Genomic DNA, 20,299 nt, shown 5'->3' with positions numbered 1-20,299 from the left:
CGTTGGTTGCCTATTATAGAACCAAGACGCCACCGGTGCGCCCGCGCGCCGCCGAGCGAAGAAAAGCTCCCGAGACCCGCAAGGCCCCGGGAGCTTCCCGAATCGACGACGTCGTCCAAGCGCTACATGCTGAAGAACCCGAACTGCGCGGCCACGTAGGCCACCAGGATAATGACCACCAGCACCGGCGCGATGAACTTGATCATGACGGTCCATGCACCGGCGGCACTGAACTTCGACGAGGTGCGCACTTCGTCGATAATGGTCTGCGGCTTGATAATCCATCCCACGAAAATGCAGGTGAGCAGCGCCACGATGGGCATCATTACCGAGTTGGAGATGAAGTCGGCGAAGTCGAGCATGGAAGAGCCGGGGCCCAAAGGCTCGATGAAGGACAGCCCGTTGTAGCCTGCGTTGATAAAGGAGCCCGCCACCAGCAAAAACACGATGACGATGCCGAGAGCCTTCTTGCGGGAGCACTTCAAGCCGTCGTGAACGATGGACACCAGCGTCTCGGTAAGGGAGATGGCACTGGTGAGCGCCGCGAACAGCACCAGCAGGAAGAACAGAAAGCCGATGATGGTGGCCATGCCCCCCATGTCGGCGAAAACCGTGGGCAGCGTAATGAACATGAGCGACGGACCTGCCTTGCCCGCCACCGCGTCGCCCGAGCCCATGGCCACGAAGGCAGCGGAGACGATGAGCAGGCCGGCGACGAAGGACACGCCCAGGTCGAAGAATCCGATGCGGGTCACCGACGAGGTGAGGCTGTCCTGCTTGCGCATGTAGGAACCGTAGGTGATCATGATGCCCATGGCCAGCGACAGACTGTAGAACATCTGACCCAAGGCACTGATGACCAGCTCCGGCGAGAACTTGCTGAAGTCAGGGGTAAGGTAGTACAGAGCGCCGTCCACGGCACCGGGCATCGTGAGCGTGTATATGGCGATGCCCACGGCCATGATGATGAGCGCCGGCATCATGATGAGGTTCGCCTTCTCGATGCCGCCCTTCACGCCCAGGCCCACCACAACGAACACGATGAGCATGAACACGAGCATCCACAGGTAGCTCTCGGCGCTGCTGGTGATGAACCCGGAGAAGAAGTCTCCTCCGTCGGCCAGGGCCGCAGGCCCCTCTACCAGGTAGGCCGCCGTGTACTTGGTCACCCAGCCGCCGATGATGCAGTAATACGGGGTGATGATGAAGGGAACCGCCGAAGCGAGCACGCCGATGAAGGCGTACTTCTTCCCGAAGGCCTTGAACGCCCCAATGGCGCTTTGGCCGGTCTTGCGCCCCAGCGCGGTCTCGAGCAGAAGCAGCGAGATGCCGAACGTGAACACCAGCACCATGTAGGTGAGCAGGAACGTGCCGCCACCGTACTTCGCCGCCAGATAGGGGAAGCGCCACATGTTCCCCAAGCCCACCGCCGATGCGGCAGCCGCCAAGATGAAGGCCCACTTGCCCGACCACATCGAGCGCTTCGCCGCTCCTTGATTCTCTGACATTGCCCTACCCTTCTCCTTATCGCCACCGACGAACCCGGACACCTCCGTCCCCTAATGGAACGCCGTGGCCGAACGACAATTGCGGATATTGTAGAGGAGCCCGGGGAAACGACGTCCGGGAAGGGGTTTTCGGGCGCGAGCCTTCGCCCAGCGGCGCAAAAAATAGGCGCCGCCCAGTCGCAGGCGGCGCACCCGAAGCGGATACGTCAGCGCTTAAGGTCCTGGGCAGCGGGGCGGAACCGCTCGTCGCCCCCTTCGAAGAACAGCCGATGCCACAACAGGAACATGTACACGATCCAGATCTTGCGGGATCGGTCCGCCCCAGCGCGGTGCTCGTCGAGAAGCTCCATCAGGCACTCGGTGTTGAAGAAGCGCTCGGCGGTCGGGCTCGCGAAGGCCCGCTTCACTTGCTCGTAGTAACGGTCCTGCCGCAACCAGCTGACCACGGGCACCGGAAAGCCCAGCTTCTCCTTCTGGGCCCACTCCTGCGGGATGGCGCGCTCGGCCGCCTCGCGCAGGGCTATCTTGGTCTGCTGTTCGTTCACCTTCTGGTCGGTGGGAACGGTAGCGGACAGCTCGAATACGCGCTTGTCCAGAAACGGGACGCGGCTCTCCAACGAATGGGCCATGGACATCTTGTCGGTCTTCAGCAGGATATCCCCCACCAGCCAGAAGAACAGGTCGACGTACTGCATACGCGTGACCTCGTCGAGCTCGGACGCCTCCGCGTAGACGGGCGCCGTGAGCTGCTGGGGAGCCGCCGGCGCCGGCTGGCCGGCTGCGCGCTTGCCCGAGCGCAGCCGCTCGCGCTCCTGCGGGCTGAAGGCCACGCCGTTGGCGTTTGTGTAGTACCAGTCCTCCGCCGTCTCGCTTGCCCGCTCAAGGTAGTTAGCGCCGCGCACGTGCAGCGCCCGTGCGGCCTTGGATGCGCCCCGAAGCAGCCCCTTGGGAGCCCAGGAGAGCTTGGCGTTGGAGAAGGGCACCTGGTAGATGCGGTAGCCGCCGAAGAACTCGTCAGCCCCTTCGCCGGAAAGCACGGCCTTTACCTGGGTTGCGGCAAGCTTGTCCACGAAGTACAGAGCCACCGCCGACGGGTCGGCCGACGGCTCGTCCATATGCCACTGGACGGCAGGCAGGCTCTCCCAGTACTCGTCCTCGGTGATATGGTGGCTCGTGTTCGCGATGCCCAGGGTATCGGCCAGCTCGCCGGCCCAGGATATCTCGTCCCGCTCGCCGCTGTACTCGGAGAATCCCACGGTGAACGTCTTGATGCCGGGGTTCTCCTTCGCCAGGCAGGCCGCCATGTAGCTGGAATCGATGCCGCTGGACAGAAACGAACCCACCTCCACGTCGGCCACGTTGTGGTAGCGCACGCTTTCACGCATGGCCCCGTCGATGGCCTCCACGGTGTCGGCCATGGGCCGGCTTCCATCGAAGGCATATTCCGGGCGCCAGTAGCGGCGCACCGACAGGATGCCCTCCTGGCCCACGCGCATGCAGGTGGCCGGCGGCAGCTTGAAGATGTCCTTGAAGAACGTCTCGTCCAAGGCGCTGAATTGGAAGCACAAGTACTGCTCCAGGGCGTCCTCGTTAAGCCGGCGCTCGTAGGCCGGATGCTCCAGGATGCACTTGATCTCGGATGCGAAGATGAACTGCCCGTCCTGCACCGTGTAGTAGAAGGGCTTGATGCCGAAGAAGTCGCGGGCGCAGAACAGCTCGTGGGTCTTCTTTTCCCAGATGGCGAACGCGAACATGCCGCGCAGCCGGTCGAGCACGGCCTCGCCCCACGCAAGGTAGCCCACCAGCAGCACCTCGGTGTCGGAGCTCGTCTGAAAGCCCCATCCCTCCTGCTGCAGCTGCTCGCGCAGATCGCGGTAGTTGTAGATCTCGCCGTTGAACACGATGGCCCAGTCGCCGCGCTCGCAGGCCTTGGCCTGGCCGAGGAAGGGGTTGCCCTGCCCGTCGAGGGCCGGAGAGGTTATCTCGGATGCGTGCTCGCCGGTCAGGCGAACCATGGGCTGGTTCCCGCCGGAAAGGTCGATCAGCGACAGCCGCCGGTGCCCCAAGGCGATGCCCTCGTCGATGTAGCAGCCCTCGCCGTCGGGGCCGCGATGGGCCATGACGTCGTCCATGGCCTGCAGGATGGGGAGGTCCCCCTGGGTTGCTTGGGTGAATCCGCAGATACCGCACATAAGCGCAAAACTCCTCACTGAGATGGTGCGCCTATGATACGACGGAGAGCCCCTAGACCAGCCGAGAAGCCCTCACGCTCACCAAATGCCCGTGCTCGTCCTTGAACACGCACAGACCGCCGTCGCGGCTCTCGTACATATGGCGGAAGTTCGCGAACTGGTTGCGGGGCAGCGCATCGGCACCAGGCACCCGAGGAGCTCCGTCCGCTGAAGCGTCCTGCGAGGCACCCCCCTCGTCCTCGCCCATCTCCGCTCGATCATCCATGCTATCTGAAGATTCGAGGGGAGTGCGGGGGCAGCTGCCGGTCTCCGCTCCCTCCCCGTTCGTCGAATCCGGAAGTTCGCAGAGCTCCTCGACCGAAGCAGCGCCGTCGAGAGACTCGGTGGAATGCCCGCTTGCGCGGGCGGATAAGTCAGACGCCGAGGCAGGCGGCTCCTTTTCTGCAGCCTCCTCGGGCTGCGGGGTCGACGCATCGCCGTCAAGGTCGAAGCTGCGGGCAGGGTTGTCCAGAAACTCGCTTTCCTCGGCGAGCGCGCTTGAGAGCATGTCCTCTGCGGGGCTTCCGGGAGTAGGGCTTACGGGGTTCAGGGGAACGGTGGCAAGCTCCGGGTTCTCCAGAACCGCCTCCACCAGGCCGCCTTCGATGACCTCCATGCCCGAAGGCAGCACCACGGGGTTCGATTCATCGTCGGTCACCACGATTCCCGCAGCGTTTGCCGCGGCCGGCGCCGGCTGGTTGGTGGCCCACATGGTTTGGGGGATGACCCCCATGCGGGAGAACATGGAGAGGTTGACCTGGGCGATAACGGCGAGCTCGCGCCCCAGCTCCTCCGCAGCTTCCCGGCTTGGCCCCTCTTGGAGCTCCTTCGCGATTTCCTGAACCCGCCCCCAAGACAGCGAGTCCATGTCCTGCTTCAAGGAGACGATTCTATCGGCCTCGCGAATCATCTGCTTCATTCTGTTTCCGAACATGAGCGTCCTTGCTACCGATTGTCCATCATTTCATTGTAGCACGACCGATTGTCACCATAGGTAACAGCCCAGAAAACGAGCCCGCAAGCTGGAGCGTTCTCGCCGGCGGCACTGCGGTCTCGCGCCTCCAGCACCTCGTCCACCCATTCGGGCGGCCGCAAGCCGCGGCCCACGAGTACCAGCGTGCCCACGATGGTGCGGACCATGGAATGAAGGAAGGCGTTGCCCTTCACCGTGATCACGAGCACGGTGTCACCCAGAATCTCCTGGATTTCGAACCCTATCCCATGGACATTGCGGCAGGTGGGCTTTCCCTGCGCCGATGCGGCCAAACAGAAGCTCTTGAAATCGTGCTCCCCCACCAGATATGCTGCGGCCTCCTGCATAGCGTCTACGTCGAGCGGACGGGGAATATGCCAGGAGAAGTCAGCCATAAACAGCGGGGGCACGTCACCCAGCGCTATAAAGTAACGGTACTCGCGCTCCGTTGCCGAGAAGCGGGCCGAAAAGCCCGAATCGCGGCGACGCACGTCTGAGACCACGATGGCGTCGTGGGTGAGCGCGTTCAGCGACCGGGCAAGGGAGCTCATGGCGCGGTCGCAAAGCAGCTCGTCGGGCACCGAGAAGCTCACCACCTGGCCGCGGGCGTGCACGCCGGCATCGGTACGCCCGGCGCACACCGTTTCTACGGGGCAGCGGAACACGGTCGCCAACGCTTCCTCCAACGAGCCCTGAACCGTGATCAGGCCGGGCTGCCGCGCAAAGCCGGCGAAGGGAGCACCGTGATAGCCCACAGTAGCCGAAAGCGTTCGGAACCCCGTCTCGTCTGCATTGTCCATGGCTACGACGCCTTCCATACGGGCATGCCAAATAGCTCGCGCAGCTCGCTGCGCATGGTCTGGTTACGGGAATCAACGGACAAGGGCAGATCGGCGCGGTATGTGTGCCCGTCGCTGTGGCTCACGTAGAGCACCACGCCGTCGCGCCCTGGATAGTTTCGCAGGATGCGATTCAGGTGCATGGAACGCATCTGGTCGAAATCGGCCATGGACAGCGTGAGCTCTAGCTTGTGGGGCTGCAGATCCTGCTCGGAAAGCGCCAGCTCTTCCACTTCGAAGCACTTGATCTGGTCCCCCCGGTCGCCGTGCTCGAAGCTGCCCTTGATCTTCACAATAGAGTCCTCATGAATCGCCGAGGCAAAGTCGTCGTACTTGAACAGGATGCACTCCGCATGGCCCGTAGTGTCCTCCAAGGTGAAGGAGGCGTACTTCGACCCTCGCTTGGTGAGCTTCACCGCCACGTTCGAGATCATGCCGATGAACACGGCGCTCTTGATATCACGGGTAACCTCTTCCAAGGCTCCCAGCTGGTACTTCGTGTTGCGGGCCACGTAGTCCTCGAAAGGTCTCATGGGATGGTCCGACACGTAGATCTTCATAATCTCCTTCTCGAAGGCCAGAAGCTCGCGTTTCGGCCACTCCACTCCGTCGGGCTCGGGCACCTCTTCGGCAAGACCAGCGTCCACGGCCTCTTCCGTGCCGCCGAACATGTCGAAAATGGAGGCCTGGCCGCGGTCGCGGTCCTTCTGGCGCTTGGACGCCGCCTCCAGGAGGGGCGTCTCGTCGACGAAGTACATGAGCTGCTTGCGGGTGTAGCCCGTTGAATCGAAGGCGCCGCCCTTGATGAGCGCCTCCAAGGTTTTGCGGTTGTAGCACTTGGCGTCAAGCCGGTTCACGAAGTCGTGTAGGCTGCTGTAGGGGCCGTTTTGCTCCCGCTCGGCAATGATCTCGTCGGCAACGTTGCGTCCCACGCCGCGCACGCCCACCAAGCCGAAACGGATGCCCTCGTCCACCGGAGTGAACTCGGCGTTGGACGAGTTGATGTCCGGCGGCAGCACCGGGGTGCCGTTGTGGTTGCAGCTGGCGATGTAGCGGATGAGCCGATCGGTGTTGCCCATGTAGCTGGTGAGCACCGCTGCCATGAACTCGTTGGGGTAATGGGCCTTCAGGTAGGCGGTGCGCATGACCAGGATGGCGTAGGCCGCCGAATGGGACTTGTTGAAGGCGTACTTGGCGAACTTCTCGGCGTCGGCCCAGATCTGCTGCGCCACCTCCAGCGCATAGCCGTTCTCTACGGCACCTGCGTCCCAGTCGGCCTGCAGCTGACGCATGACGTCGAGCTTCTTCTTGCCCATGGCCTTGCGCAGCTTGTCGGCCTTGCCGGCGGAAAAACCGCTCATGACCATGGACACCTGCATGATCTGCTCCTGGTAGACCATGGTGCCGAAGGTCTCCTCGAGCACGGGGCGGAGCCGCTCGTCGTAGTAGTGGGGCTGCGTTCGGCCCGACGCCACCTTAATGTAGTCTTCCACCATGCCCGACTCCAGCGGACCGGGACGGTTGAGGGCGATGGATGCAACCACATCGGAAAAGCGCGTCGGCGGCAGGCGCGCGAATAGCGACACGTACAGCGCGCCCTCCACCTGGAACAGACCGTCCATATTGCCCGATTGCATCAGCTTGAAGGCCAGCTCGTCGTCGGTGGGGATCTCTTCGGGCACGATTTTCACGCCAAAGCGCTGCTCGACGTTGCGACATGCGATAGACAACACGTCAAGCGTGCGCAAGCCCAAGAAGTCCATCTTGAGCAGGCCCAGGTCGGGCGTGTAGTGGCCATCGTATTGGGTGATGATGCCGCCGCCTTTGGTATCGCGCTTCATGGGCACGTGATCGCTCATGGGATCGCGGCAGATGATGGTAGCGCAGGCATGCACGCCCTCGCCGCGCATATGGCCTTCGATCGAGCGCGCGGCGTCGATGACGGTACGCACGTCCTCCTCGGTCTCGTAGGCCTTCGCCAGGTCGGGATTGGTCTCCAGGGCCTTGTCGATGGTGATGCCCAGTTCGTCGCCGATCATCTTGCAGATCTTGTCGCCCACCGCGTAGGGGTAGTCGAGCACGCGGGCGGAGTCGCGCACGGCGTTCTTTGCCTGCAGCGTGCCGAAGGTAATCACCTGAGACACGTGGTCCTCGCCGTAAACGTCTTTGATGTGCTGGATGACCTCTTCGCGACGCCCCTGTTCGAAGTCGACGTCGATATCGGGCATCTCCACGCGCTCCGGTGACAGGAAGCGCTCGAACAGCAATCCGTTGGTGAGCGGGTCCAGATCGGTGATGCCCATGGCGTAGGCCACGATGGCGCCTGCAGCGCTACCACGGCCCGGACCGACGCCGATGCCCTGGCTGCGCGCCCATTCGATGTACTCCTGCACGATGAGAAAGTAGGCGGGGAATCCCTGCTGAACGATGATGCCCATCTCGTAGTCGGCGCGCTCCTGGGCCTCGGCGGGCACCGGGTCGCCGTAGCGCCTCACCAGGCCCTCCTGCACCCTCTTGCGAAACCACGTCTCCTCGGTCTCGCCCTCGGGCAAAGGGAACCGCGGCAGGATGGAGTCGCGCTCCAGCACGACGTTCACCTTCTCGGCCACTTCCACCGTGTTGTCGCACGCCTCGGGGAAGTCGGCCAGGGCCTCGCGCATCTCCTCCTCGGTCTTCATGTAGAACTGGTCGTTCTCGAAGCGCATGCGGTTCGCGTCGTTGACCAGGCTGCCGGTGCCGATGCACAACATGATGTCCTGGGCGCGCGCGTCCTCCTGACGCAGGTAGTGGAAGTCGTTGGTGGCGATGGTCTTCAGCCCCGCCCGGCGCGCCACCTCGGTCAGCTGGTGGTTCAGCTGGGTCTGGGTCAGACCGCCGTCGGTGCGGATGCCCTGGTTCTGCAGCTCGATGTAGAAGTCCCCGGGCTCGAAGCACTCGGCGAACTTCTGCGCCCAGGCCACGGCATCGTCCATCTGACCGTTGTCGAGCAGCTTCGGGATGATGCCGGCGATGCAGGCGGAGCTGCCGATGATGCCCTTGCCGTAGCGCTTGAGCATGGAATAGGTGGTGCGCGGCTTGTAGTAGAAGTTGTCCACATGGGACTCGCTCACCAGCCGCAGCAAGTTGTGGTAGCCCTCGTTGGTCTTGGCCAGCAGCAGCAGATGGTACAGCCGCGGCTTCACATCCTTGCGAAGCTCTTCGTCGGTGGTGAAGTACACCTCGCAGCCGAAGATGGGCTTCACGCGAAACCCGGTCTCCTTCTCCACCGCGTCGCAGGCGTCCGACAGCTCGGGCACGCCGGACATGACGCCGTGGTCGGTGATGGCCACGGCAGGCATCTTCAGCTCGGCGGCGCGGCGCACCATGTCCTTGACATGGGTGAAGCCGTCGAGCAGGGAGTATTCCGTATGGTTGTGCAGATGGACGAAGGCCATAGCTCACGCTCGCAATCGATGAATCGCGCTTGTCATCTCTCGGGGTTGGCGGCGCCCGGCGCCGTCGTCTCGTTCGCTGCCATTCTAGCAGCCAAGCCATACGCTCGTTGCGAACAAACGGTGGTTTTAGGATGGATTGAGCGCACCGTCTGCCGGCACAAAAGGAGACGGACGGCTCCTAGGCGCCGCCACGGGACTCGTACTCGGTGCGCACCAGCTCAATGAGCTCGTCCCGAGAATGGACGTCCAGCTTCAAGTAGACACGGTGCGTATGGGTGCGCACGGTGCTCACGGTAATGCTCAGACGCGAAGCGATTTCCTGGGGCGTGCGGTTGCAGGCTAGCTCCTCAAGAAGCTCCTGCTCGCGCTTGGACAGCATGGCCCGCTCGCCGACGCGCCGGCACGCCAGGCGCCAGGGCCTGTTGCGGCGCACCGTTGCGGCCGTCCGTCCACGGATGATGGCGTCTCGCACATTGAGGATGGAGGCACCCGAGAGCTCGAGCACGCTGTCGAAGTCCTTCTCGGTGAACACAAGCACCGCGCAAGCAACGATCAGCACGATGAGCACCGCTACCATGGGCGCCCCGATGGCCTGATCGCTAGCTCCGAGCACGCCGAACAGGTTGCTGTAACCGCATAGATACCCGATTCCCAGACCAGCACAGCAAGCCCCCTCCCCCAGACCGAACACCAGAAACGGGCGGAACCCCTGCGACTTGGCCACGAAGGCGAGCAGGCACCAGGCAACCAGCCCGATAACGCTTGTGAGCGCGCTCGTGAAGGCCAGCGGCAGGGCAGCGTGCAGGCCCAGGAGCGGCAGCGTTGCCACGACCAGCGCCATGAAGGCCATGCATAGAAGATAGAGCTTGCCCAACGACACCCGTTTCGAAAGGAACACCGCCACAAGCAGTAGGCATGCAGCAAGGGCGAACCGGGCGAGCATGGCCTGCTGGGAGTTGAGCTGGTGCCCGTCGGGCGTCTGCCCCAGCAGAAAGTAGTTGCGCACAATGGAGGCCACGGCCGAAAACACGAACAAGGCGACCAGGAGCTTTCCCATCATTGGCAGCTGGCGGAAGAAGCCGCGCACGGTGGACGTGCCCGCTGCCGGACCGGAGACCTTCCCTCGGCCGCCCCCGGCTGCGCCCTCCCGCAGCTCGCAGCTTGCCGAGCCTGTGTCGATGGCGGGAAGGGAGGCGCACCCCGTAAGAGCCACGGGCAGCACGGCTACTGCAACGAGGTTGAGCAACGGCGGTCCGCCCGGAACCGACGGCATCCAGGAGTTTCCAATCACCACGTAGAAAATGACCGCTACGAGCAGCTCGGAGAGCGCTGCGTATAAAAACACCCGGCCCGGCTCCAAGTCGCAGTACAGCTGGCTTACCCGCAACGTCATGAGCCCCGAACCCACTCCCACAAGGAAGCTCCCCCCATGGAAGAGCATGCCCGACATGCCGGTGCCTTGCAAGAAACGCGGGCCGCTGGCGATGAGCAGAACCACGCCGGCAATGGAGACGAGCGCGATGAGGGCGGGGGCGCGGCGGTCATCGAAAAGCCGCGCGAAAAGGTCTTGAGCGAACGCGGAGAGCACCAGCACGACGGCGGAGGTCATGTACACGGTCGTCCCCACGTCGATAACCGAGAGGTTCGTCACGTCGGTAGCCGTCATCCATGCGCCGAAATCCACTACGAGGAACTGCCATGCGAGCAACATGGCAAGGCTGAAGTAGCGAAGGTTGGGCCACACTGCCACCAAGGCCGAAGAGGCCGCGTCTTTCCGTTGCGACCGATGTTCCCGCCAGCTCGCCATACCGTCTCACCCCCTGAACGACCTTTCATGATGGGGTTTCCCCGACGGCATAGCAATACACAAATCTGGTGTACTCACGGTTTTGCCAACGCGACCCAAGGGAAAGCGAAAGTTCATGCACCTGTTCGTAAACCGCGTCCGACCCGCATCGTAGGCTTGGGGGGCAATGCTTCATCGCGCAAGCAAGGAGGCGAACATGGACGAAGCATATTCGGCAGAGGGCGAACGCCCGCCAACCGAGCCCGACGACGCGCTTGACCGGGCCTCGGTACTCTTCCAGCACAATCCCGGGTTCCGACAGGCGTTCCTGCGCATCCTGCAGCGCTGCCGGGACGAGGCGGTTGAGCTGGCAAACCTGGAAGCGACCGTGGAAGAGGTCCCAGGCTACCCCAAGCTCAAGCAGCCTCCCTACTTCCCCATCCGTTGGCTGCACGAGACGGGCGCCCTAGAGGAGCTCTACCTCGACTCCGACGGGCGTCTGCACGATGGAGCCGAGGTGGCGGAGCTTGACGAGGACGCCTTCGACGACCTCGTGGTCGCCTTCGCCTATCGAACCACGGAGCTCGGCTCGAAGCTTGCCGAGCGATTCAGCCTGCGCAACCGCCTGGCGCAGCTGCTGGCCGACGAGCCCGATCGCCAGCAGACCTACTGCGAGCTGCTCGCTTTCCTGACGCAGAAACGTTCCTTCGCCCAAATCGAGGCGCTTCTGCGAGGAAGGGATGTGCTCGTAGGCACCGCCCGGGACGGCATCGCCTTGCAGCCGAGCCTGTTCATCGACAAGCTCGAATCCGTCGGAGCCGTCGCCTACGACGGCGGCTGGCAGACAACGCCGGAGGGAAAGGAGCTCATAGAGGGTTAGGAACCGAAGGACATCCCATGTATCGAGAGACGAGAGAGGAAGGGTTTATGAGCAAGACAACGCTATCGCGCAGAAGCTTCATGCAGGCCGCCGCCGTCGCCAGCGCCGCCGCAGCGTTCGGCGCCACCTTGGGCGGATGCACCAAGCCGAGCACCGTCGAGGTCGACGACGTCGACAAGGTGCAGCCCGCAACCGAAGCCGGCGCCGAGACCTCGGGGCGCCAGGAGCCGCTGGCCATTCCCGACTATGATTTCTACACCACCAGCTGCCATGGCTGCATCACCACGTGCCCGGTGAAGGTGTACGTCAAAGACGGCGTGGTCCGCAAGATCGAGGGACATCCCGCGGGAGCAGAGAACAACGGCTCGGCCTGCGTGAAGGCTCTCAACCAGATCCATACCTGCTACAGCCCGCGCCGCGTGCTCTATCCCATGCGCCGTACCGGGGCCCGTGGAGCCGAAAACATGGCCTTCGAGCGTGTGAGCTGGGACGAAGCTATCGACGAGGCGAGCGATAAGTGGCTTGAGATCTTCGAGAAGTACGGCACCTACTCGATGCTGTCCACCACCGGAGGCGGCGGCGCCTACGTGCCTGCGCCCATGTTGCCTGCGGTGTCCGCCTCGTGCTACTCCCCCAACGCCTTCGAGCCCGGCGCCGCCCAATGCTTCCTGCCCCGCGTGTGCGTGACCCAGCTCATGGGCTTCAAGATGAGCGACTCCATCGCCGACAACGAGGTGCGCGAGCCGTTCAAGGGGTTCAGCAAGGCCGATAAGGAGGCCGGCATCACCAACGACTGCGAAGTGCTGGTTCTGTGGGGAACGCAGCCGTCCTCCTCGCAGACCGCCAAGGCGGGCCGTGCCATGGCCGAGCTGCGCGCCAACGGCTGCAAGACCATCGTGGTCGACCCCATGCTCACCCCCGATGCTGCCAAGGCAACCATCCACCTGCCGCTGCGCCCCGGCTCCGACTGCGCGCTCGTCCTGTCATGGTACCGCTACATTTTCGAGAACAAGCTGTACAACGAGCAGTTCACGAAGTACTGGACGAATCTGCCCTGCCTCATCGACCCGGACACGCTGCTGCCGATTCTGGCCACAGACGTGTTCGAGGATTACATCGCGCCCACTCCCGACGACACCCCCGTCTACATATGCATCGACGAAGAAACCGGCGAAGTGTCCCCGCTGCCCTACGGCATGCCCGAAGACGTAGGCGTCAACCCCAGCGTGTTCGGCGAGGCCACCGTGAACGGCAAGTCCTGCAAGACCGCCGGTCAGTACTACAAGGAGGAAGCGGAGCCCTGGACCCTCGAGCAGGCCGCCAAGTTCTGCTGGCTCGACGCCGCCAAGATCGAGGAGGCCATCAAGCTGTACGTGAGCCCGCATCAGAACGGTTCCGACGGCGGCGCGGGCATCGGTCACGGCGTCGCCACCGACATGATGGAGTGCTCGAGCCAGGCACCCATCGGCACCGCGGGCCTCGACTCCATCATGGGCTACATACAGATGCCCGGCTGCACCCTCACGCTCACCGGCGTGGGCGCCGGCGGCCCGGGCGGCGGCATGGGAGGCGCTGGGCTCTCGCTCGACTCGACCAACAAGTGGGGCAAGTGCATTGCTGACGGGGCTCAGCCGCGACCCACGCAATCCGAGACCACCGACTTCGGCATCGGATACATCATGGGCGCCACCGAGGAGGCAAACCGCGCCAACCACGACTCCTTCGCAAGTCCTGAGCAGGACTGCTTCCAGCGCATCGTCTTGGACCGCCTGGGCGTGTCTAACCATCGAGGGCTTGCCCACTGGTACCAGTCCCACATCCCGGCCGTGCGCCAGGCCATGGAGACCGGCGAGCCTTGGCGCCCCCGGGCGTGGCTCGACACCTCGGGCAACAAGTTCGCCATGCTCGGCAGCGCCGGCGCCTGGTACAACGCGGCCATGGGCAACGTCGAGTACGTGGTGCATCAGTACCCGCACTTCACCTCCTTCGATGCCGAGCTCACCGACATGTTCTTCCCCACCGAGGAGTGGCTGGAAATGTGGAATCCGGGTTCCTCCCAGCTCAACATCGAGACCCCCTGCGGCTCCATCATCCATCTGGGAGAGGCCGTTGACACGGGACGACCCTACTCGCGCTTCCTGCAGGCGTTCTACGACAAGGCCAACCAGAAGCTCGACTCCATCGTGTTCAACGGCACCGGCCAGACCTTGGCGGAGATAGGCGTGCAGTTCCCGCTGGTAAACGTTCGCTCGGGTTCCGACGAGTCGAACAAGCAGCAGCGCATCAAGCAGGGAGCGGCGCTGCTTGGCCTGGAGGCTGCGGAGGGCGAGTCGATCACCGAGGAGCAGTACCGCCAGGCATGGAAGAACAACCCGGTCTACAAGGTATCTACCCCCTCCGACGAGTACTGGACTTACGGCCACTACCTGGTGCTTGCCGACGACGGACTGCCTTATGGCTTCCCCACCGTCTCGCGCAAGGTGGAGGTCTACTGCACGGCCATGGTTCGCCTGGGCCAGACGGGCTTCCCCTACAACTGGCCCAACGGATTCGACTCCCCCGTCGACGAGCGAATTGCCACGTTCCACGGCACCTACGCCCCCATTTGCGTGGTGCCCAAGGCCAAGGAGACGCCCGACGTGGGGGCCGGCTTCGAGGACTACGTCATGGACTTCGACGCGGACTTCCCCTTGGCGCTCACCTCCGGTCGTCGCGTGTTCTTCCATCACGGCACCATGCGCCATGCCCCCTACAGCCGCGAGCTGTACCCCGTGCCCTTCGCCTACATCAACCCGGCTACGGCCACCGAGTACGGCATCTCTGACGGCGATTGGATCGAGGTGTCCTCTCGACGCACCCAGGGAAGCGACTACGACCCCTCCCGTGCTGGCACCGAGCGGGCCTACTCCGGCGAGAAGAAGCAGGACACCAAGACGGCCGAGCCCATCCGCACCATCGCCTACGTCACGGAGATGGTGGCACCGAAGGTGGTATTCATGGAGCGTTTCTGGAACCCGGAGTGCTTCGACAACTCGCAGAAGACCAAGACGGGCGGCTGGGCCGAGTGCGGCGTGAACGTCCTTACCAACGCCGTGGACGCTAACTTCAACGAGGCGTTCGGCTCCTACACCAACCGCGGTTTCGCCGTGAACATCAAAAAGTCGACGCGTCCCGAGCGCGTCTGGGTGACCCCCGAGGAATTCGAGCCCTTCATGCCCACCGCAACCAACCAAGCCAGCGAGGAAGCCGGCTCGGTCATGGGCAACCCGGCGCTGCTGACCGATGTGAGCAGCTTCGACCCGGTGGAAGTGCCCGCAAGCGCCGGCGGCCCGGGCGGCCCCATGTAGGACAGGCGCCGAAAACGGTCAGCATGAGATGAAAGGAGCGCAACCTATGTCGCGCAGATGTATCGTTGTAGACCTCGACCGGTGCTCGGGATGCCATACCTGCACCGTGGCCTGCAAGTTCGAAAACGAGCTGGGACTGGGCAACTATCGCTGCGACGTCATCGACGTGGGCCCGGTTGGCACCCACCCCAACGTCCAGATGTACTGGCTTCCCATCATGTGCCAGCAATGCGAGAACGCGCCGTGCGTGGAGGTCTGCCCCACCGGCTCCTCCTACCGCGCCAGCAACGGGGTGGTTACCCTCGACGAGAGCACGTGCATCGGATGCAAGTCGTGCCTTACCGTGTGTCCCTACTCCGACTCCGACGGCCGCACGCGCCCGAGCGTCCGCTGGCTTCGCAGCGACACCAACACCGTCACCAAGTGCACCCTGTGCAACCATCTGACGCAGAACAGCGATGGCGTCGAAAACGAGGACGACACCTACGATGTCGACCACTGCGTGCCGCCCTGCGTGCACAACTGCTGCAACGGGGCGCGTTTCTTCGGCGACCTGGACGATGAGAAATCGCCGGCGGCCAAAGCGGTCGCCCAGGCCCAGAGCCAAGGGCGCGCCGTCCACTACCTGGAAGCCGACGGAGCTCAGCCCGTGGCCTGCTACATCCTGTCCCAGGACGTCGCATGGCAGGGACTCGACAACAGCTGCGTCCTGTACGCGAAAGGCTAGTCCCCTTGCGGGCCGGCGTCTTGTCGGTGCCGGCCCGCTTCTTGGTCCTTAGAGGAAAGGCGTTTGCATGAAAACCTCCGTACCAACAGATACCGCTCTGCTGGCGACGCTTACCAACAGGGCATCTGCCTACCGGTTGTTCTCGCGGCTGTTCCTGCGCCCGCTCTCCGGCGACGAGGTGGAGGCGCTGGCCGGCATGAACCTGGAGAGAGAATCGGAGGCCCTGGGGGCGGGCAGTCTTCTTGCTGAAGGGTTCAACGACATGGGCAGGGGGCTCCACCGCCGACACAGCGGGACGCAGCGGCTGCTCAGCACCGACTACACCATGTGCTTCGACGGTGTCAGCAGCTTCCAGGGACTGGTAGCCGTTCCCTATGCGAGCGTGTTCGGCGGAAGCATCACCGGGGAGAAGGCCGTACTGTTCCAGGAGCCCCGCGACAGGGACCTGGCGGCCTATCGTCGCGAGGGTATCGCCGCCGACTCGGGGCTTCACCTGCCCGAGGACCACATCAGCTTCGAGTTGAGCTTCATGGCCGATTTGTCGGACAAGGCGCGAGACGCCGTCGAGGCCAAAGATTTCGCCGAAGCGCTGCGCCTGATGGACGCTTCGGGTGACTTCCTGGAAAACCATATCCTGTCCTGGTACGGATCGTTCTACGACCTGGCTACGAAGATCATCGACACCCGTTTTTACCGCGGTGTCCTGAAGGCGACCTACGGCTATCTGCAGGCAGACGAGACGACGATCGGCGAACTGCGGGCGGCGCTTTCCTGAGCCGCCCTTCTCTCCCGCTTCGCTGCCCCGGGGCGACAGCGTCGGGGCAGCACCCTTCGGAAAGGAAGTAGTATGGGATTCATTGCCGTGCTCGCCTGCACTCTTGCCTTCTCGCTGGTCTTCAAGGATGCCATCCGAAAGGCGCCGGGGGCGTTCTACTGCCTGGCGCTGCTGGCATCGGTGCTTTACGCTGCCACGAGCTTCGTAAGCCTTCCCCTTTCGCTGCAGATGCTGCTCTTCCAGCTGATGCAGAAGGGAACGCTCGCTACGGCTCTGTTCGTCGTCGTGATGTACATGGGCGTCTTCCGCGATGTGCGCTTCGTTCGCCAAAGACTTCTGCCCACCCGCGCGACGCTGTCGATCGTCGCCTGCATCCTGGCCCTGGGCCATGTAGCCAAGTACGCCGTCTCCTTCGCCCCCGCGCTCGCCTCCCTTGCGCCCTCCGTCGCCTGGGGACTTGCACTGGGGGCTGTCGCCTTCGCGCTCATGGCCATTCTAGGCGTAACCTCTTTCCAGGCGGTCAAACGCCGTATGGGAACGCAGGCATGGACGGCACTGCAGCGATGGGCCTACCTGTTCTACGCCCTGCTGTTCGCCCATATAGCGCTGTTCCTCGCCCCCGCCTCAATCCAATCACCCCTGGGCGCCTCCGGCGAGCGGCTAATCGCCTATACGGCGGTCTTCGGCATCTACGCGCTGCTCAGAACGGGCAAAGCCATCTACGACCTCCTCCTTGGGCGCGCTCGCCACGTCCGTCGCTCGCAGATTGCGGCAACCACCGAGCCGGACGATCAGGCGAGCGCAACGGCAAGGTAGCGCGCAAGCTTAACGCCGAAACATCGCACCGGCCTACATCGTCTGTCCCGCAGCGGACAAAACGTCTGCAAACACAGGAAAGCCCCCTGCTTCCCTTGCCGGGAAACAGGGGGCTGTTCGGTTCACCTTAAGGCTCTCGCTCGGTTCGGTCGGCTTCTCGCCGCCGCGTTGCCAGCGGCTAAGCCGCCTTCCTTGCAGACGCCTCGCAGCGCCGTCGCCTTAGGCGGCCTGGGCCACCTGCAGCTGCGCTTCGCACCAGGACCTGTCGTCGGCCAAGGTGGTGCCGGCAGCCTCCTCGGCGGAAAGCTTCGCAAGCGACGCCTCCACCTCGGCGAGCTTCGCCTTCACCTCGTCGACTTTGATGTCGGCCTTGGCGATGGCGCGGTTGGCCAAGACGATGACCTTCTCAGCCGACACCTCGACGTAGCCGCCCTGCAGCGCATAGCTGCTGACAGACCCGTCGGAAGCGCTCTTCACGCGCACCTCGCCGTCGGAAAGGGCCGACACCAGCGGCTCGTGGCCGGCCAGAAAGCCCATGGAGCCTTCCACGCCGGGCACGACCACCATCTCGGCGTCCTCGGAGACGAGCAGCGCCTCGGGCGTCACGATGTCGCACTTGATTCCAGCCATTATTCAGCCTTCTTCATCTCTTCGTAAGCAGCGTACACGTCGTCGATGGAGCCCTTCAGGCGGAAGCACTGCTCGGGGATGTCGTCGCACTCGCCGTCCAGGATGGCCTTGAACGAGCGGATGGTGTCCTCCATCTTGACGTACTTGCCGGGCAGGCCCGTGAACTGCTCGGCCACGTGGAAGCACTGGCCGAAGAACTGCTGGGCCTTGCGGGCGCGGTTCACCGTGAGCTTCTGCTCCTCGGAAAGCTCGTCCATGCCCAGAATGGCGATGATGTCCTGCAGGTCCTTGTAGTTCTGCAGCAGCTCCTGGATGCCGGTGGCCACCGCGTAGTGCTCCTCGCCCACGATCTGCGGGTCGAGGGCGCGGGAGGTGGACTCCAGCGGGTCGACGGCCGGGTAGATGCCCAGCTCGGCGATGCCGCGGGACAGAACCGTCTTGGCGTCCAGGTGCGTGAAGGTGGTGGCGGGCGCCGGGTCGGTCAGGTCGTCGGCGGGAACGTAGACGGCCTGCACCGAGGTGATGGAGCCTTCCTTAGTGGAGGTGATGCGCTCCTGCAGGTCACCCATCTCGGTAGCCAGCGTGGGCTGGTAGCCTACAGCGGAGGGCATGCGGCCCAGCAGTGCGGACACCTCGGAGCCGGCCTGGGTGAAGCGGAAGATGTTGTCCACGAACAGAAGCACGTCCTGGCCCTGGTCGCGGAAGTACTCGGCCTCGGTAAGGCCGGCCAGGCCCACGCGCAGACGGGCTCCCGGAGGCTCGTTCATCTGGCCGTAGACCAGGCAGGTCTTGTTGATAACGCCGGACTCGCTCATCTCCAGGTACAGGTCGGTACCCTCGCGGGTGCGCTCGCCCACGCCGGTGAACACCGAGGTGCCGCCGTGCTCCTGGGCCAGGTTGTTGATGAGTTCCTGGATGATGACGGTCTTGCCGACGCCTGCACCGCCGAACAGGCCCGTCTTGCCGCCCTTGACGAAGGGCTCCACCAGGTCGATGGCCTTGATACCGGTCTCGAAGATCTCGGTCTTCGTGGACAGGTCGTCGTACTCGGGGGCGGGACGGTGGATGGGCATGTAGCCCTTCACCTCGGGCATGGGCTTCTCGTCAACGGGCTCGCCCATCACGTTCCAGATGCGACCCAGGGTCTCGGGGCCCACGGGCATCATGATGGGATGGCCGGTGTCGGCCACCTCCAGGCCTCGGATGAGGCCGTCGGTGGAACTCATGGCTACCGAGCGAACGATGTTGCCGGGCAGATGCGTCTCGACCTCGAGCAGGACGTGAAGGTCTCCTGCCGGGGTCTTGGCATCCACCGTCAGCGCGTTGTAGATCGCTGGCAGCGAATCGGGAGCGAACTCGACGTCGACGACGGGGCCGACGATACGCACGATGCGACCGTTGGCGCCACGGGTGGCCTCAAGCTCCTCCTTCGAATAGATGTGTTCAGCCATTTAATCCTCCAAAGCAGCCGCGCCACCCACGATCTCCGAAATCTCGGTCGTGATAGCGCCTTGGCGTACGCGGTTATACAGTCTGGTCAACGTCTCGACCATTTCGGTGGCGTTGTCCGTCGCCGACATCATGGCGTTGCGGCGGGCACCCTGCTCGGCAGCAGCCGAGTCGATGAGCGCATGGTAGAGCGTGGTGCGCACATAGGCCGGCAGCAGCTGGTCGAGCACGGCGTCGGCGCTGGGCTCGAAGATCACGTCGCCCTCGAGCTTGTCGCCCGCCTGCTCCTCCTGGTCGGATGCGGCCAGGAGGGCCGCAGTGTCCACAGGAAGGACCTGCTCGGTGCGCAGCTGCTGCTCCGCGGCGTTCTTCGCGTGGTTGTACACGACGAATACCTCGTCGACGGAGCCCTTCGCGTAGCCGTCGATGGCGAAGGCGGCGATTGCGGCCGCCTCGTCCACCGTCGGATCGGCGGAAAGCCCGGCGAATCGCAGCACCGGCTCGATCTTGCGGTAGGTGTAGTACCCGATGGGCTTCTTGCCGCAAGCCACGATGCTGACCTCAGCACCGGCCTGCTGCTTCTGCTTCATCAGGCGGTCAACCTGCCTCAGCACGTTGCTGTTGAAGCCGCCGGCAAGACCGCGGTCGGACGCAACCACCACGATGAGGACGTTTCTCACCTCGTCATGCGTGCGCAGAAGCGCGTTTTCGGAGCCACCTACACGCTTGGCAACGTTGGCCAACATCTCCGCCATGGACTCAGAGTACGGCGTTGCCGCGACGACGCGCTCGTTGGCGCGGCGAATCTTTGCGGCGGCCACCATCTGCATGGTGCGCGTGATCTGCTTCGTCGAGGAGACGGAGTTGATACGTCTTTCTATGTCGTGAAGGTTGGGCATGTTCT

The 20,299-nt window shown here is 63.8% G+C and carries 14 protein-coding genes; 5 read left to right on the top strand and 9 right to left on the bottom strand.

The window, feature by feature from the left end; all coding sequences use genetic code 11:
• Positions 1 to 122 precede the first annotated feature (122 nt).
• The 6 genes from NFR41_RS06955 to NFR41_RS06930 form a co-directional block, all read right to left on the bottom strand.
• Positions 123 to 1,508: a sodium-dependent transporter gene (locus tag NFR41_RS06955; RefSeq protein WP_251231263.1), complete on the bottom strand. Its 1,386-nt coding sequence runs from the start codon at positions 1,506 to 1,508 to the stop codon at positions 123 to 125.
• Positions 1,509 to 1,714: 206 nt separating this feature from the next.
• On the bottom strand, positions 1,715 to 3,700 hold the full coding sequence (asnB, locus tag NFR41_RS06950; RefSeq protein WP_251231262.1) for an asparagine synthase (glutamine-hydrolyzing): 1,986 nt from the start codon (positions 3,698 to 3,700) through the stop codon (positions 1,715 to 1,717).
• Between the two features lie 52 nt (positions 3,701 to 3,752).
• Positions 3,753 to 4,673: a hypothetical protein gene (locus NFR41_RS06945; protein ID WP_160214049.1), complete on the bottom strand. Its 921-nt coding sequence runs from the start codon at positions 4,671 to 4,673 to the stop codon at positions 3,753 to 3,755.
• 11 nt (positions 4,674 to 4,684) lie between these two features.
• Positions 4,685 to 5,512 (bottom strand): tRNA pseudouridine(38-40) synthase TruA, encoded by an 828-nt coding sequence (gene truA / locus NFR41_RS06940; protein WP_251231261.1) that lies wholly within the window; start codon positions 5,510 to 5,512, stop codon positions 4,685 to 4,687.
• 2 nt (positions 5,513 to 5,514) lie between these two features.
• Positions 5,515 to 8,985, bottom strand: coding sequence for a DNA polymerase III subunit alpha (gene dnaE, locus NFR41_RS06935; RefSeq protein ID WP_160305109.1), 3,471 nt, complete (start codon positions 8,983 to 8,985; stop codon positions 5,515 to 5,517).
• A 178-nt stretch (positions 8,986 to 9,163) separates the two neighbouring features.
• Positions 9,164 to 10,792 carry a helix-turn-helix transcriptional regulator gene (locus tag NFR41_RS06930; protein ID WP_251231260.1) on the bottom strand — a complete coding sequence of 543 codons (1,629 nt, stop codon included), beginning with the start codon at positions 10,790 to 10,792 and terminating at the stop codon, positions 9,164 to 9,166.
• Positions 10,793 to 10,988: 196 nt separating this feature from the next.
• On the opposite strand from NFR41_RS06930, the gene NFR41_RS06925 reads away from it, so the two are divergent.
• The 5 genes from NFR41_RS06925 (at position 10,989) to NFR41_RS06905 (ending at position 17,316) form a co-directional block, all read left to right on the top strand.
• Positions 10,989 to 11,651, top strand: a complete 663-nt coding sequence (locus tag NFR41_RS06925) for a hypothetical protein (RefSeq protein ID WP_251231259.1) — start codon at positions 10,989 to 10,991, stop codon at positions 11,649 to 11,651.
• Positions 11,652 to 11,698: 47 nt separating this feature from the next.
• The gene (locus NFR41_RS06920) at positions 11,699 to 14,998 is read left to right on the top strand and encodes a molybdopterin-containing oxidoreductase family protein (RefSeq protein ID WP_251231258.1); all 3,300 of its coding nucleotides are present in this window, start codon (positions 11,699 to 11,701) and stop codon (positions 14,996 to 14,998) included.
• Positions 14,999 to 15,044: 46 nt separating this feature from the next.
• A complete protein-coding gene (locus NFR41_RS06915) occupies positions 15,045 to 15,725 on the top strand; it encodes a 4Fe-4S dicluster domain-containing protein (RefSeq protein ID WP_251231257.1) in 681 nt (226 codons plus the stop codon).
• A 67-nt stretch (positions 15,726 to 15,792) separates the two neighbouring features.
• Positions 15,793 to 16,500 (top strand): TorD/DmsD family molecular chaperone, encoded by a 708-nt coding sequence (locus NFR41_RS06910; RefSeq protein WP_251231256.1) that lies wholly within the window; start codon positions 15,793 to 15,795, stop codon positions 16,498 to 16,500.
• Positions 16,501 to 16,572: 72 nt separating this feature from the next.
• On the top strand, positions 16,573 to 17,316 hold the full coding sequence (locus NFR41_RS06905; RefSeq protein WP_160214042.1) for a ferric reductase-like transmembrane domain-containing protein: 744 nt from the start codon (positions 16,573 to 16,575) through the stop codon (positions 17,314 to 17,316).
• A gap of 219 nt (positions 17,317 to 17,535) precedes the next feature.
• Here the strand turns inward: NFR41_RS06905 and atpC are convergent, their stop codons facing one another.
• Genes atpC through atpG form a run of 3 tightly spaced genes read right to left on the bottom strand, consistent with a single transcriptional unit; the run spans position 17,536 to position 20,294 of the window.
• Positions 17,536 to 17,946, bottom strand: a complete 411-nt coding sequence (atpC, locus tag NFR41_RS06900) for an ATP synthase F1 subunit epsilon (RefSeq protein ID WP_160214041.1) — start codon at positions 17,944 to 17,946, stop codon at positions 17,536 to 17,538.
• A complete protein-coding gene (atpD, locus tag NFR41_RS06895) occupies positions 17,946 to 19,397 on the bottom strand; it encodes a F0F1 ATP synthase subunit beta (protein WP_251231255.1) in 1,452 nt (483 codons plus the stop codon). Before atpD ends, atpC begins: the two co-directional genes overlap by 1 nt.
• A complete protein-coding gene (gene atpG / locus NFR41_RS06890; protein ID WP_251231254.1) occupies positions 19,398 to 20,294 on the bottom strand; it encodes an ATP synthase F1 subunit gamma in 897 nt (298 codons plus the stop codon). It abuts the gene before it with no gap.
• Positions 20,295 to 20,299 lie beyond the last annotated feature (5 nt).

The sequence above is a fragment of the Adlercreutzia aquisgranensis genome (genome assembly GCF_943193145.1).
Classification (GTDB): domain Bacteria; phylum Actinomycetota; class Coriobacteriia; order Coriobacteriales; family Eggerthellaceae; genus Xiamenia; species Xiamenia aquisgranensis.
The sequence above is the reverse complement of the archived record's forward strand: the minus strand, read 5'-3'. Positions and strand labels throughout refer to the sequence as shown.